This is a genomic window from Mycobacterium sp. (genome assembly GCF_019243155.1).
In the GTDB taxonomy this organism is placed as follows: Bacteria; Actinomycetota; Actinomycetes; order Mycobacteriales; family Mycobacteriaceae; genus Mycobacterium.
In genome coordinates, this window is record NZ_JAFAUS010000282.1 from 1 (window position 1) to 13,952 (window position 13,952).

The 13,952-nt window shown below is 66.8% G+C and carries 18 protein-coding genes; 9 read left to right on the plus strand and 9 right to left on the minus strand.

Going from position 1 to position 13,952, the window contains the following annotated elements; translation table 11 throughout:
- The first annotated feature begins 22 nt into the window (after positions 1–22).
- Positions 23–322, plus strand: coding sequence for a hypothetical protein (locus JOZ00_RS13940; RefSeq protein WP_293341229.1), 300 nt, complete (start codon positions 23–25; stop codon positions 320–322).
- A 121-nt stretch (positions 323–443) separates the two neighbouring features.
- Here the strand turns inward: JOZ00_RS13940 and JOZ00_RS13945 are convergent, their stop codons facing one another.
- Complete coding sequence (locus tag JOZ00_RS13945; protein ID WP_293344541.1) at positions 444–1,178, minus strand: polysaccharide deacetylase family protein; 735 nt, start codon at positions 1,176–1,178, stop codon at positions 444–446.
- A 183-nt stretch (positions 1,179–1,361) separates the two neighbouring features.
- On the opposite strand from JOZ00_RS13945, the gene JOZ00_RS13950 reads away from it, so the two are divergent.
- Positions 1,362–2,009 (plus strand): TetR/AcrR family transcriptional regulator, encoded by a 648-nt coding sequence (locus tag JOZ00_RS13950; protein WP_293344542.1) that lies wholly within the window; start codon positions 1,362–1,364, stop codon positions 2,007–2,009.
- On the opposite strand, the gene JOZ00_RS13955 is transcribed toward JOZ00_RS13950, so the two are convergent.
- The 5 genes from JOZ00_RS13955 to JOZ00_RS13975 are packed head-to-tail and all read right to left on the minus strand — an operon-like array spanning position 1,997 to position 6,025.
- Entirely contained in the window at positions 1,997–3,226 is a 1,230-nt protein-coding gene (locus JOZ00_RS13955; RefSeq protein WP_293344543.1) for a lyase family protein, read from the minus strand. The genes JOZ00_RS13950 and JOZ00_RS13955 overlap by 13 nt on opposite strands.
- Positions 3,223–3,768 carry a protocatechuate 3,4-dioxygenase subunit alpha gene (gene pcaG / locus JOZ00_RS13960; RefSeq protein ID WP_293344544.1) on the minus strand — a complete coding sequence of 182 codons (546 nt, stop codon included), beginning with the start codon at positions 3,766–3,768 and terminating at the stop codon, positions 3,223–3,225. Before pcaG ends, JOZ00_RS13955 begins: the two co-directional genes overlap by 4 nt.
- Entirely contained in the window at positions 3,765–4,511 is a 747-nt protein-coding gene (gene pcaH, locus JOZ00_RS13965) for a protocatechuate 3,4-dioxygenase subunit beta (RefSeq protein WP_293344545.1), read from the minus strand. Before pcaH ends, pcaG begins: the two co-directional genes overlap by 4 nt.
- Positions 4,512–4,571: 60 nt before the next feature.
- Positions 4,572–5,057, minus strand: coding sequence for a hemerythrin domain-containing protein (locus tag JOZ00_RS13970; RefSeq protein ID WP_293344546.1), 486 nt, complete (start codon positions 5,055–5,057; stop codon positions 4,572–4,574).
- Complete coding sequence (locus JOZ00_RS13975) at positions 5,054–6,025, minus strand: Rieske 2Fe-2S domain-containing protein (protein ID WP_293344547.1); 972 nt, start codon at positions 6,023–6,025, stop codon at positions 5,054–5,056. Before JOZ00_RS13975 ends, JOZ00_RS13970 begins: the two co-directional genes overlap by 4 nt.
- A gap of 272 nt (positions 6,026–6,297) precedes the next feature.
- Here JOZ00_RS13975 and JOZ00_RS13980 point away from each other — a divergent pair, with 272 nt between their 5' ends.
- From JOZ00_RS13980 to JOZ00_RS14000, 5 genes are read left to right on the plus strand one after another with little or no spacing between them, the layout of a single operon-like run.
- Positions 6,298–7,641 carry a Rieske 2Fe-2S domain-containing protein gene (locus tag JOZ00_RS13980; protein WP_293344548.1) on the plus strand — a complete coding sequence of 448 codons (1,344 nt, stop codon included), beginning with the start codon at positions 6,298–6,300 and terminating at the stop codon, positions 7,639–7,641.
- Entirely contained in the window at positions 7,638–8,165 is a 528-nt protein-coding gene (locus JOZ00_RS13985) for a 3-phenylpropionate/cinnamic acid dioxygenase subunit beta (protein WP_293344549.1), read from the plus strand. The genes JOZ00_RS13980 and JOZ00_RS13985 overlap by 4 nt, the downstream gene beginning before the upstream one ends.
- Entirely contained in the window at positions 8,162–8,437 is a 276-nt protein-coding gene (locus JOZ00_RS13990) for a dihydrodiol dehydrogenase (RefSeq protein WP_293344550.1), read from the plus strand. The genes JOZ00_RS13985 and JOZ00_RS13990 overlap by 4 nt, the downstream gene beginning before the upstream one ends.
- Positions 8,421–9,221: a 3-(cis-5,6-dihydroxycyclohexa-1,3-dien-1-yl)propanoate dehydrogenase gene (gene hcaB, locus JOZ00_RS13995; protein ID WP_293344551.1), complete on the plus strand. Its 801-nt coding sequence runs from the start codon at positions 8,421–8,423 to the stop codon at positions 9,219–9,221. The genes JOZ00_RS13990 and hcaB overlap by 17 nt, the downstream gene beginning before the upstream one ends.
- Positions 9,218–9,940: a class II aldolase/adducin family protein gene (locus tag JOZ00_RS14000; protein ID WP_293344552.1), complete on the plus strand. Its 723-nt coding sequence runs from the start codon at positions 9,218–9,220 to the stop codon at positions 9,938–9,940. The genes hcaB and JOZ00_RS14000 overlap by 4 nt, the downstream gene beginning before the upstream one ends.
- Here the strand turns inward: JOZ00_RS14000 and JOZ00_RS14005 are convergent.
- Both JOZ00_RS14005 and JOZ00_RS14010 read right to left on the minus strand, forming a co-directional pair.
- The gene (locus JOZ00_RS14005) at positions 9,937–10,731 is read right to left on the minus strand and encodes an IclR family transcriptional regulator (protein WP_293344553.1); all 795 of its coding nucleotides are present in this window, start codon (positions 10,729–10,731) and stop codon (positions 9,937–9,939) included. The genes JOZ00_RS14000 and JOZ00_RS14005 overlap by 4 nt on opposite strands.
- A 43-nt stretch (positions 10,732–10,774) precedes the next feature.
- A complete protein-coding gene (locus tag JOZ00_RS14010; RefSeq protein ID WP_293344554.1) occupies positions 10,775–11,839 on the minus strand; it encodes a permease in 1,065 nt (354 codons plus the stop codon).
- Positions 11,840–11,960: 121 nt separating this feature from the next.
- Here JOZ00_RS14010 and JOZ00_RS14015 point away from each other — a divergent pair, with 121 nt between their 5' ends.
- Positions 11,961–12,788 carry an SGNH/GDSL hydrolase family protein gene (locus JOZ00_RS14015; protein ID WP_293344555.1) on the plus strand — a complete coding sequence of 276 codons (828 nt, stop codon included), beginning with the start codon at positions 11,961–11,963 and terminating at the stop codon, positions 12,786–12,788.
- 37 nt (positions 12,789–12,825) lie between these two features.
- On the plus strand, positions 12,826–13,491 hold the full coding sequence (locus JOZ00_RS14020; protein WP_293344556.1) for a DedA family protein: 666 nt from the start codon (positions 12,826–12,828) through the stop codon (positions 13,489–13,491).
- 7 nt (positions 13,492–13,498) lie between these two features.
- On the opposite strand, the gene JOZ00_RS14025 is transcribed toward JOZ00_RS14020, so the two are convergent.
- The coding region (locus tag JOZ00_RS14025) for a TetR family transcriptional regulator (protein WP_293344557.1) at positions 13,499–13,952 on the minus strand (454 nt) is incomplete at its 5' end.

Consider the following 13,952-nt stretch of genomic DNA (forward strand, 5'->3'; position numbering starts at 1 on the left):
CGGCACTGGTGGAATGACAGTTATGGGTAACGGGGACAGGACGATAAACGGGGCTACCTGGCGGGCTCATTGGCCACTGCGCAAAACGAGGACCACGCTGTACCAACTCACCGATCGGCTGCACGGGCACACGGCCCGGGTGCCGGCACATCAGGTCAGCGCAACGGTCTCCGGGTGGCTGGCCGAGGTGGGAGCGAAGAGCCCGTTGGTCGACGACCTCGCCAGAGCGGTCAGTGACGGCGACTGGGCGGCTGTGCACGCCCTGGGTGACTGCTTATCCATCGAGATCGCCGTGGCCGGCGAGATCGCCGTCGCCGGCTGATTCGTTTGCGGCCGTTTGGGGCGGCGGCCCGGAATGGGGGGTTTCCGGGGCCGCCGCGGCATCCAATGTGACCATCCTTGCGACCGGACGCGGTAGGGACCGAAGTCCCTAATCCGGGCGATCAGGAGAAGGCATCCCTGAGGGTGACGGTCTGCAGATTGCGGCTGCCGATCAGGTCCAGCAGTTGTCCATAACAGTGCGTCACGGTCGGCAGGTTGGCATGCATGAGCACGATCTGGCCCGGTTGAAAGGAATTCGTCGCGCGATCCATCAGGGTCGCCTCGTTCTCCGGAGCCGAGTCGCCGACGTCCCCACTCCACATGGCGATCGAGGTGTAGCCCTGGTCCGCGGCAATCCGGTCGATGTCGGGGTTGTGGACCCCGAAGGGCGGACGGAAAAACGGGGTGCCGTCGGAACCGTAGGTGTTTCGCAGGAAATCGGCGTTGCGGCGGATCTGGTCGACCACCGCGCCCTGGCCGATCCGGTCGAGCCGCGGATGCGACCAGGTGTGGTTGGCCATCAGTACCTGACCGGAGTCGACCAACGGCCGAAGCGCCGGCGCGTTCGCCGACCACGAGGCGTTGGCTCCGTTCACGAAGAACGTGAACCGGGTCCCGCTGTCGCGGGCGAATTGGGCGAAGGCACCGACAACGGCGACGCTTGCGCCGTCGTCGACGGTGAGCGCGATCCGGTTGCCATCCCCGGGTAGGCGGGTGATGACGATCGAGGGCGTTACCGGGCCCAACGGGATAGGTGGACGAAGTGGAGACGCGATGGCCGACGGAGTGCGAGTCATGGCCGCCAGCACGCCCCCGGCAACGGCGCACAGCATGGTGCGCCGATCGATGTACGGCATACGACCATTGTTCCTCCCGTGGTCGTCGCCAACCGTTGGCGTAGAAGGAATTTCGACTGATTGTCGACTGGAGGACAAATTCGGAGGGTTGCTGGCTCAAGGGCGTCGATTTTAATCGACATGATTGCTGGTTTTAATCAACAGTTTCGCTGACGTATATCGACTTGCCCCAAGGTAGCGGGCGTGTCCGACCTTCCGACACAAACCAGGTATTTGCATGCCTCGCGCAGCCGGCGTTCGTCGAACCATTCTTCCGACGAGCGCGAACAGGCCATACTCGCCACGGCCGAGCGCCTCCTGCAGGAACGGCCGTTGGCCGACTTCTCCGTCGACGACCTTGCAAAAGGCGCGGGAATCTCCCGCCCTACCTTCTATTTTTATTTCCAATCGAAGAACGCGGTGTTGCTGTCGTTGCTGGACCAGATGAACAATAAGGCGCACGCGGCACTGCGAGAACTCCGCGGCATATCGTCTGGCGAACCCGCGACGGTGTGGCGGGCGCACATCGAATCGTTTTTCGAGGTTTCGGGATCGCACCGGGCGGTCGCGGTGGCGGGGGCCGCCGCGAAGGCGACCAACCCCGAGGTCCGGCAGCTCTGGTCGACCCTGATGCAGCAGTGGGTCTCCTACACCACGTTGGCGATCAAGGCCGAGCGCGGGCGGGGCGCCGCCCCCGACACCGTCCCGGCCGAGGACCTGTCGATCGCGCTCAACATGCTCAGCGAGCGCATGATGGCCGCGACCTTCACCTCCGAGGAGCAGGCGATTCCCGAAGAGCGGGTCATCGACGCCCTGCTGCACATCTGGCTTTCCAGCATCTACGCGGACTGACCGAGGACCTGCCGCGCGCGCCGCAAACTCGCGTCGATCAGGTTGGCGGCCGCCCCTAGGTAGGTTGCCGACGGATCCTTGCCCGCCAGCTCGGCGATCGCCCGTTGCTCACCCAAAACGTCTGCCGATCCGAGGTTTTCGGCCATCCGCTCCGCATTGACCTCCAGGCCCGCGAGCAGCTCAGCGCACTGGGAGCCCGCCACGACGGTGCGCCGGCACAGGGTGCGCAGCGTGTCCCATTCCGCATGCCACGCGCCGTCGGGCCGCTCGTCGTTGGCCAGCGCGGCCGCGGTGTGCAGCGTCGCCGCCAAGGGAGGCGCCGCGATGGCCGCCCGCCGGATGAGAATGGACAACACCGGGTTCTGCTTGTGTGGCATCGACGACGATCCGCCGCGGCCTTCGCCCGCCGGTTCACCCAGTTCGCCGATCTCGGGACGGGCCAGGGTGACGACGTCCGAGGCGATGCGGCCCCAGCAATCGGTGCAGCCGACGATCGCGTCGGCGACGGCGGTCACCGGCGTCCGCGTGGTATGCCAGGGCGAACGGACCTGTATCCCCAAAGCGGTTGCGGCGCTTCGCACTAACTCGACGGCGGCCTCGCCCGGCGCGGGTCCGTCGGACAGCAGCGCGGCCAGCTCCGCCGCGCCGGCCAGGTTCCCGGCGGCCCCGCCGATCTGGATCGGAATGACCAGTGTGGTCAACCGCTCGGTGGCGTCGAGCACGCCGGTCAACCAGCCGGCCACCTTTGCCCCGAACGTGGTGGGTGCCGCGTGCTGCGTGAGGGTGCGCGCCACCATTGGCGTCGCCCGGTGCAGTGTCGCGAGCTCGATCAGCGTTGAAACCTGTTGCCTCAGTTGGGATATCAAGTCAACGATGACGGCGCGCACGGCGAGCATCAGCCCGGTGTCCAATACGTCCTGGCTGGTGAGCCCGCGATGGATCCACGGCGCGATCGCCGGGTCGGCCCGCCCGCGCAACAGCTGTACCAGGGGAATGACCGGGTTGCCGCCGTCCTCGGCGGCAACGGCCACCGTCGCGGCGTCGTCGCGGCCCAGCAGACCCGACAGGTCCACGTCGGCGCATTCGCCCGGTGCCAGACCGGCGCCGGCCAGCGCACCCAGCCAGGCGGATTCCACCGCCACCATCGAATGCAGCAGCGCCCGATCGGTCATGTGCTCGCCGGCCCGCGGATCACCGGGCCACAACAGATTGGTCATCGACGACCGTTCCGGTACGCCAGAAACACCGTCTCCCGCGGGCCCTGCAGATGAATGTCGAAACGGTATGACATTCCGTCGTTTTCGGCGACGCACAGCAGGGTTGACCTTCGTGCGGCGTCCACGGCGGACAGCAGCGGGTCGGCGTTCGGTTCGGCGCCGGGCAGGTAGGCGCGGGTGAACAACCGGTCCAGCAGGCCGCGCGCGAACACCGTGATAGCGAAGAACGCCGAACCGGGCTGCACCGTGGTGAACGCGTAATGCCCGGCGGCATCGGTTCCACATCGGCCCCACCCGGTGAATGCGGCTCCGTCTCGGCGCAACGAACCGGCCTGCCGCGAAATGCGGCCTGCGCCATCGGGTTGCCAGAGTTCGATGAGGGCGTCCGGGACGGCGTCACCGGCCCCGTCGTAGACCGTGCCGTGCAACCGCACGGCGTGCGGATGCCGATCGTCGACCAGGTTGCGGTCGCCGGGATACGGCAATCCCAGATCGAGGAACGGCCCCACCGTTTGTCCTGGCGTGCACGCAGATTCAGTCATCTGTCGCTCGGGGTTCGTTGCGAACCGCCCAGCACGACGTCCCACTGGTAGCCGGTCGCGTACTCCGACTGGGTGAGGTCATGGTCGTAACGGGCGATCAGGCGCTGGCGGGCCGCGGGATCGAGGATCGATTGAAAGATCGGATCCAGGTCGAACATCGGATCGTTCGGAAAGTACATCTGGGTGACCAGCCGCTGCGGGAAGGCGGTACCGAAGATGGAGAAATGGATGTGCGCGGGCCGCCACGCGTTGTGGTGATTGCGCCACGGGTAGGGGCCGGGCTTGATGGTCAGGAAGCGATACGAGCCGTCGGGTCCCGTCAAGCACCGGCCCGCGCCGGTGAAGTTCGGGTCCAGCGGGGCCGGGTGCCGATCGCGCTGGTGGCGGTAGCGGCCGGCGGCGTTGGCCTGCCAGATCTCGATCAGCTGACCGGCCACCGGCCGGCCCAGGTCGTCGACGACTCGTCCGGTCACGATGGTGCGCTCCCCGATGGGTTCACCCGGATGACCGGCCGTCAGGTCGGCGTCGAGCGGGTCGACGTCCCGGTGGCCGAAGCACGGCGCGCTGCGTTCGATCTCCTCGGGATCGACGACCACCAACCGATGTTTCGGGTGACGCAGGATGCTGCTGCGGTACGGCGGGTAGTCGAGCCGCGGCTGTGGTTGTTCGCCCCGGTATTCGGCTGCGATGCGGGCGATCTCCGCCGTGATGTCACCTTGGGAGGCGACACACTCGGAGTTCATGAGCCGTGACGCTACTCTCGATCGCCGGCGTGACCCCGCAAGCGGCCGGTGTCGCCGGGGCTAGAGGGAACGCACCAGCGCCGCGCGCCCCTTGGTGCGCATTTTGTACGCCGCGGAGCCGCGGTACTGCTCCATCCGCGCGGCCATTTTGTTGCCGAGCTCCTCGAGCTCCGCCTCGGTTATCTTCACCTCCGGAGGCGCGGGAATCATGTCGCGTTCCTCCTCGTCGGCGTGGGCCTCCAGCACCGTCTTGAAGGAGTTCCACTCGTCTTCGTAATTCGGCGAGCTCTGGGGAGTCCTCAGCAGCACGGAAAGCTGGTCGACCACCTGGCGATGCTCGGCGTGGGCGACGGCTATCAGCTTGCTGGCGTCCTTGAGGGCCGGGTAGTACAGGTCGTCCTCGATGCGGAAGTGAATGTCGAGCTCGATCAGCATGTCGTCGAAAAGAGCATGCCGCTCTTCGGAATTCACCGGCGCCTCACTGATCTTGCGACCAAGGCCCTTGATCACGATGTGGTGTTCTTTCAAGACCTCGTAGGCATTCACTTGGCTTCCCCTTCCCCAATTCCCACCGCTCCGCGGAGCGCAGGCTCGGCTTCGCCGCGGACTTCGACCATCCCGTTGACCAGCCTCGCCTCGTAGCACGGCAGCGGCGCGGCCGCCGGCCCACGCAGCACGTCACCCGACTCGGCGGCGAACCATGAACCGTGCCAAGGACATACGAGTCGGCCACGGTCCAGCCAGCCGTCGGCCATGGGGGCGGCCAGGTGCGGGCAGAGCTCACCGAACGCCGCGACCTCCCCCGGCTTGGTCTGGCACACGACCAGCCCGACGCCGTCGACCTCGACGCGCACCGGCTTGCCGTTCAACGAGCTGGCAGGCAGCACCGGCGTCCACTCCCTGGTGCGCAGTCGCGCGCCCGACTGGTCGATTCCGATGCCGGACTCGAACACCAGCGCCCCGCCGAGGTAGCTGCCGGCGACGGTGATGCCGTAGCCCAGTGCGGTCAGCACGATCCCCCGGCCGTGCCGGCCTCGTCGGCGATCCCACCACGACTGGGCGTAGAGCACGGTCGCGGCCAGGTTGACCAGGCCGTGCACCGCGCCCACCCGGCGGTCCTCCTCGTGGGTGTGCTGCCAGTCGGTGACTCCCGTGATGGCGGAGCCGGCGCTGGCCACGATGCCCACCCCGAGCGCGCGGGTAGCGAATCGCGATGCGTCGGCGACCTCGGCTTTGGGCTGGCCCGGCAGCAGGCTCACCGCGTCCAGCGCCACCGTCGTACCGAGCGCACCGCTGGTCAACGACGCCAGCGGCGGATGAACCGGGTGTCCCAACCAGACGCCGTTGAGCGCGTTGGTGACGGTATTCCGCGCGCCACCCAGGCTGTTGTAGGCGAAGCTGAGCAGGTGTTCGAACCGATAGCTGGGTCGATCCAGCCATTCCTGGCGCCCGATGGCGGCCACCAATCGTGATCCGACCTTTTGCAATCGACCCCCCTGTGGCCGATCAACCATGGCACCAGTCCTTCCTCGGTTCACGGGCAGACGCGGCTTCTGAGTCCCAGAAACCGAACGATTACCCGTCTTTACGTCGCGCTCACAGGCGCGGAATGGCTGTTGCGACCCACGGTAGCCTCGCATTTCCGGCTTTTGATTGCGCGCCACCTGTGAATTAGCACAAAGCGTTCTTGTAGAAACCTGGCGGTGCGCCCACCTGGGTGATTGACCATCGCCGACGACTGCGGGATTCTTTCTTGCGGAGATAACTTCTGTAGAACAGAGGGGCCATGCCAGACCAGCGCGGTGAACAGGTCTTCGAGAACGTCCGTCGCGGGATGATCCCGGCTCACATCTACAACGACGCGGAGTTGTTCGCGCTGGAAAAAGAACGGTTGTTCAGCCGGGCGTGGACGTTCGTGGCGCACGAGTCCGAGATCCCCCAGGACGGCGACTACGTGGTGCGCCGGGTTCTCGACGACTCGTTCATCATCACCCGGGATTCCGACGGCGAGATCCGGGCCCTTTTCAATATGTGCCTGCATCGCGGAATGCAGGTGTGCCGGGCCGAGCTGGGGAACGCCTCCAACTTCCGCTGTCCCTATCACGGCTGGACCTATCGCAACGACGGCCGGCTCACCGGTCTTCCGTTTTACCGGGAGGCCTACGGGGGCGACGACGGATTCGCCAAAGGCGGCCAAAACCTGCTTCCTGCACCAAGTTTCGCGAGCTACAACGGCCTGTTGTTCGTCAGCCTGGATCCTGATGCCGAACCGCTGCAAGACTTTCTCGGCGACTTCCGGTTCTATCTGGACTTCTACACCAAACAGAGCACCAGCGGTCTGGAACTGCGCGGGCCGCAGCGCTGGCGCATCAAGGCGAACTGGAAGATCGGTGCCGAGAATTTCGCCGGCGACATGTACCACACCCCGCACACCCACGCCTCGATCGTCGAGATCGGCCTCTTCCGGGAGCCAAAAGCCCAGAAGCGCAAGGACGGTGCCACCTATTGGGCACACCGCGGTGGCGGCACCACCTACAAACTTCCGCCGGGTAGCTTCGAGGAGCGAATGCGGTACGTCGGCTACCCCGACGACATGATCGGCCGGATCAAATCCGTGTGGACGCCGCAACAGCAGCGCGTGGTCGGCGAGGACGGGTTCATGATCTCGGCGGCCACCTGCTTTCCGAACCTAAGCTTCGTGCACAACTGGCCCCGCGTGCACGACCACACCGATGAGGTGCTGCCGTTCATCTCGATCCGACTGTGGCAGCCCATCAGTGAAAACGAGACCGAGGTGTGCTCGTGGTTCGCCGTGGACGCCGCCGCTCCCCCGCAGTACAAAAAGGATTCGTACAAGGCGTATTTGATGTGCTTCGGTTCCACCGGCATGTTCGAGCAGGACGACGTCGAGAATTGGGTGTCGCTGACCACCACCGCCGGCGGTTCCATGGCGCGCCGACTGCTGCTGAACAGCCGGATGGGGTTGCTGTCCGACGACCGCGCGGTTGTCGAGGCGCTGCCCGCCGAGATGTTCCACGGGCCGGGACGCGCGCAGGTCGGCTACAACGAGCACAACCAGCGGGCGCTGCTGAACATGTGGGCCGATTACCTGCAGGGCATCCCGGAATGAGAAAGCCATTGCCGTCATTGCCATTTCATGACAATCGGCACCTCGCGGCGCATCAGTTCCTGGTGGACGAGGCATACCTGCTGGATGCCCAGCGCTACGACGAGTGGCTGGATACGCTGACCGACGATGTCTGCTACCTCATGCCGGTGCGCGTCACCACCGCGCGCGGCGCCGGGTTCGACACGTCCCCGGGGATGGCCCACTTCGACGAGGACAAGTACTCGCTGAGCCAGCGGGTGGCGCGGATGGGCACCGAGCACGCCTGGGCGGAGGATCCGCCGTCGCGGCTGCGCCATTTCATCACCAATGTGCGGACTTTCGAGTCTGACGACGCCGCGCACCTGCGGGTCGAATCGGCCGAACTGCTGTTCCGCAGCCGCGGCGACGTCAACGAGAACGCGCTGATGTCCTGCGGACGCGAGGATGTGCTGCGCTGGTGCGACGATCGATGGAAATTGGCCCGTCGCACCCTCATCGCCGACGAGTCGGTGCTGCGAATGCAGAACCTGGCGGTGTTCCTGTGAACGAACTCGAACGGCTACTCCAGGGGGCCGTCGGCGAACCCCTCACCGTCGCAAACGAATTCACCGAGGTCATAGTGCGCCGCGTCGACACCCGCAACGGGTCGCGGCTGCTGATCAGCACACCACGAACCGGGCGCTGGATCACCCTGGACGCACTCGAGATCGAGGCGTTGACGTGGCAGAACACTCGTACGCTGGCGGCGATGGTCGGCAATCCACAGGCGCCGCTGCTGCCCGACGACCCCGAGGAGGGCGATGACAGGCTGGCTTGACGGTAAGCGCGCACTGGTCGTGGGCGCCGGTTCGGGGATCGGGCGGGCCGTCGTCGACGCCTTCCTCGGTGAGGGCGCGAGAGTATCTGCCCTGGAACGAGATTCACGCAAGTGTGCCCGGCTGCGCGACGAGCTGCCCGTCGTTGCGGTGGTCGAAGGCGACGCCGTCACCCGCGAGGCCAACGAGCGGGCCGTCGCCGCCGCGGTGGATTCCCATGGCGGGCTGGACATCCTGGTCAACTGCGTCGGCGTGTTCGACTTCTATCAGGGCGTCGACGACATCGACGGGGACGACCTGTCGACCGCCTTCGACGAGATGTTTCGCACCAACGTCCTGAGCCACCTGCAATCGGTGAAGGCCGCCGTCCCGGCGCTGCGGGCGGCGGCCGGATCCTCGATCGTCCTGACCGCGTCGGCCTCGTCGTTCTATCCCGGCCGCGGTGGCGTGCTGTACGTGTCGTCGAAGTTCGCCGTGCGCGGCCTGGTGACCTCGCTGGCATACGAACTGGCGCCGCAGATCCGGGTCAACGCGGTGGCGCCGGGCGGCACGCTGAACACCGACCTGCGGGGCCTGGCCAGCCTGGACCAGCAGGGCACCCGACTGGACGACGCGCCCGATCGGGCCCGCGAGGTGGCAGCGCGATCCCCGCTCAACGTCGCGCTCTCCGGCGAAGATCACGCGTGGGCCTTCGTGTTCCTGGCCTCCGACCGGTCCCGCGGGATCAGCGGTGAAATCGTGCGCCCCGACGGCGGATTCGGGCTCGGACGAAAGGAGCGGACATGACCGATGAGCTGGACCGGCAACGCGCCGAGGTGGCGCAGGCCTGCCGGGTCGCGGCCGCCCGCGGATTGGTCGACGGCATCCTCGGTCACCTGAGCCTGCGAATCGACGACGAGCACCTGCTGATCCGCTGTCGCAGCGACACCGACACGGGCGTGGCGTTCACCCGCCCCGCCGACGTCCGGCTGATCACCTTCGACGGGACCGCCGGCGCCCCAGGCGAACTCGACGGCTACCGGGTTCCCAACGAACTGCCGATCCATCTCGAAACCATGCTCGCCGACGCCCGGCACCGGGCCGTCGCGCATCTGCATCCGCCCGCCGTCGTCGCGGCCGACCTCGCCGGCATCGTGATCCGGCCGATCTACGGCGCCTACGACATTCCCGGCGCCCTGCTGGCGCGCGGCGGCGTCCCCGTCTACGAACGCGCCGTGCTGATCCGCAATTCACGGTTGGGCAAGGAGATGGTGGCCGCGATGCGTGGGCGGCCCGTGGTGATCTGCCGCGGACACGGAATCACCAGCGCCGCAGCCACCGTGCCGCAGGCCGTGCTGCAGGCGATCAGCCTCGACGAGCTTGCCCGGATGTCGCTGCGGGTGTGTGCGGCGGGCGGCACCCTGCGCGGTATCGACGAGGCGGACTGGGACGAGTTGCCCGACCTGGGGGGCTCGTTCACCGCCGAGGCGGCATGGCGCCACGAAGTGGCGCGGCTGGAAAACTAGCCGAGCTGGTCGCCAATCTCCTTGGCCCCGGCCATGAGTGCGGCGGCCACCGCGGAGTATCGCGAGCTGTCCAGCCGGTTCTGGGGCGCGGCGGCGTTGAGCGCCAGCCGCAGACCGGGCGCCCGCGTCGGTATCGGCACGGCAACCGATGCGACGCCGTCCTCGCTCTCCTCGCGATTGGTGGCATAGCCCCGCTCGCGGACACCGGACAGCTCGGCTTCCAATTTGGTGCGGGTGCCGATCGAGTGCGCGGTGATCCTCTGCAACCGTTCGTGCGGCAGCAGCTGACGCAGCTCCGGCTGCGACAACTGCGCGAGCATCGCCTTGCCCGTCGACGTGCAATGCGCGGGCATGGTGCGGCCCAACCGGGACGCCACCCGGACGGCCGTCGGCCCCTCGACGGCGGCGACAAAGCGGACGCTCGCGCCGTCCAGCATCCCGACGTGAATCGTCTCGCGCAGCTGCTCGCTCAAGCCCCGCATGATCGGCACGGCCGATCCCTGAATGTCGATGCGGCCGAAGATGGCGAACGCCACGCCGCTCAACGACGGGCCGGGCAGGTACGCCTTGGACGCCGGGTCTTGGCGGACGAACCCGCGGTAGGCCAGCATCGCAAGCAGCCGATGCGCCGTGGAGGACGCCACTCCCAGGTAGCGGGTCGCCTCGCTCAACCGGATCTGGGGTTGCTCACCCAACAGCAGCAGCAGTTTGAGCGCGTTGTCGACCGACTCGATCGGATACTGCGGCGCAAGCGAAGCGGCGGCCTGGGCCTCGTCCCGCTTTTTCGGCATGACAGTGACGGTACCTGGGACAACACCCGCCGAGTACGCAAATTCACAGCGCGCTCAGCACACCCGCGCCCAACAATCCCGCAGCCACCACCACGACCGTCGTCACCGCGGTGACCTTCCATCCAAAGCTGCGGGCGACCATCGCAGCCCCTGGAATGCTGACGGCGGGAAGCGTGATCAGGAGCGCTCCGAGCGTCCCCGCCGAGACACCGAGCAGAGCGAGGCCCTGCAGCACCGGAATCTCCCCCGCCGTCGGGATGACCATCAACGTGCCCACTACCGCGACCAGCGCGACAATCAGCAGGCCGTGGTAAGCGGGTTGGCCCAAGGTGAGCAGCCAGCCTCGAACCGCCCCCACCAGCAGCACCAAGATCGCGTACTCGGGCAGCAGGAACACACTCAGGTGCAGCAACGCCCGCACGAACCTGCGCAGCCTCGCCGCTTCAGGCGCGGCGATCGGAGGCGCCGGTGATGTGCTGTCGTCGGCGCGGGTGACCAGCCCCACCACCGCGGCGGCGCCAACCACGGTGACGACGCCGACCAGCAATCTGGTCAGCGTCCACTGCCAGGGCGCCACAAAGACCAGGAAGACGAGCACCGCTGGGTTCAGCAATGGATTCCCCAGCCAGTACGCCACGGCCGCGGGGGCCGTGACACCGTTGCGCCGCAAAGTGACGGCGACCGGAGCGGCGCAGCATGTGCACATCATCGACGGCATGCTGGCGACGCCACCGACCAGCCCGCTCGAGACCGGCCCGCGGCGGTTGAACACAGAAGGCAGCCACGACCGCGGCAGTAGAGCCTGAACCGATGCGCTGATCAGCAGCGCCACCACCAGCGCCGGCCAAATCGATAACACGTAGGCATGAAAGAACGTGGTGGCGTCGTGCCAGGTCGGGCGGTCCCCGGCATGCACCCCACCGACCCCGAGGATGCTCGACGCGGACCAGTGGTGGGTGTGCTGCGCCCGCACGGCCTTCGCCAGGTAGGGCATCCATTTGGCCCATAGCAACCCCGCCACGAAGACCGCAAGGGTGAAAAACACACCAATCGCGACTTTCGGCTGACGCCAGCCGCGGATTTCATTGACCTCCAACGGCTTAGCCATGGTCAAGAACGCTAGTGCAAACCCCCGATCGACGCCGATGTCAAATTCCGCATGAATTCTCTCGGCCGAATGGGCCACGCCAGCGCCCCCCCGAATCGAGATCGGCATTATTCTCGGCATCGTGAGCGCGGCTATCGATGCTGGGTATCGGCGTTACGTCGCCATCGGTGACAGTCAGACCGAGGGCTTGTGGGACGGCGACGACGTTATCGGCCTTCTCGGATTCGCGGACAGGCTCGCCGCAATGGTCGACTCGCTCTGGCCGGGCCTGCAGTACGCCAACCTGGCGATCCGCGGCAAGCGGGTCGGCCACGTGCTCAACGAGCAGGTCCCGCGGGCGTTGGCGATGCGGCCCGATCTGATCACGGTGTGCGCCGGGATGAATGACGTCATCCAGCCCGGGCGATCCTTCGGTCCCGCCCTTCTCGATCTCGAGCGCGTCTACGCGGCGCTGGCCGACTCGGGGGCGACCGTGGTGACGACTACCTTCCCGAACGTCGCGCAATTCCTGCCGCTCGGCCGCCTGGTGTCGACGCGGCTCGCCCAGATCAACAACGCGATCAGCGCGGCCGCTCAGCGCTACGGGTTCCGGCTGGTGGACCTGTACAACGCGCCCTCGATGCGCCAGTTGGACACCTGGGCCATCGACCGGGTGCACGCCTCCACCAAGGGGCACATGTTGTTCGCAGCCGCGGCCGCTGAAGCCCTCAATCTGCCTGACAGCAACCATGATTGGGCCGTGGGAGGTCTGGGCCCCACGCAACGGACACTGCGGGCCGGAGCCTACGAGCAGTTTCGCTGGACGCAGGAGAGTTTCTTTCCGTGGATCTGGCGCCGCCTGCGCGGCCTGTCGTCGGCCGACGGGCGCGAACCCAAACGCCCGCAGCTGGAGGTTGTCAGCCTGCCGATCGCGTCCGACATCGCGACACCGATGCAAGGCCAGGCATAAGGGCGCGGATCGAATCTCGGTCAGGCATCCTTGACGCATGAACGTGGAGGCCCTCCTGCACTCGATCCCGCCACTCGCGGTCTACCTCGTGGTCGGCGGTGTGGTCGGGATCGAGAGCCTGGGCGTGCCCCTCCCCGGTGAAATCGTGCTGGTCACCGCGGCGCTGATGTCTTCACATGACCATCTGGCCGTCAATCCTGTCGGGGTCGGCGTCGCCGCCGTGATCGGTGCGGTGGTGGGCGACTCGATCGGCTACACGATCGGGCGCCGGTTCGGCATGCCGCTGTTCGACCGGCTCGGCCGGAGGTTTCCGAAGCATTTCGGTCCCGGACACGTCGCCCTCGCCGAGAAGTTGTTCAACCGCTGGGGAGTTCGGGCCGTCTTCCTGGGCCGCTTCATCGCACTGCTGCGGATTCTGGCCGGGCCGTTGGCGGGGGCGCTGAAGATGCACTATCCGCGGTTTCTGGCGGCCAACGTCTCGGGGGCCATCTGCTGGGCGGGCGGCACGACCGCGCTGGTGTATTTCGCCGGCATGGCCGCCGAACGCTGGCTGGAGCGATTCTCCTGGATCGGGCTGGTGATCGCGGTCGTGGCAGGCCTTGCCGCCGCAATCCTGCTGCGCGAAAAGACATCACGGATGATCGCCGAACTGGAAGCCGAGCATTACCGCAAGACCGGCACCACAACCGCCGACACCGTCTGAGGTATCGCTAGCTCACCGCTTCGCCGATGTCCTCCGGCTGCACCGGCCGATGCTCTTCGATCAGCACGCGGGCCATCTTCCGAGCACGCATCGCGGCGTCCAGGTCGCCCACGGCGGCCAGAATGATGGCCCCCTTCATCAGGATGTGCCACGACGAGGCGAAGTCCTCGACGTCCGTCAGCCCCGCCGCCAAGGCGCGGTGTCGGACGATGTCGCGGACATGGTCGATGTGGATGATGCAGGCCCGGCCGACCGGATGCTTCGGACCGAGCTCGAGTAGCACGTTGATGAACGAGCAGCCCTCGTAGCGGTCGCGAAGCTGAAACCAGTCGTGCATGACGTCGAAGATCGCCAGTAATTGTTCCTCGGGATTACTGCCGCGAAGCCGTGATTGCTCTTCGATGAGGCCATGAGTCCACACCTCTTCGCGGCGCTGAAGCGCGGCCAGCACGAGGTCGTTC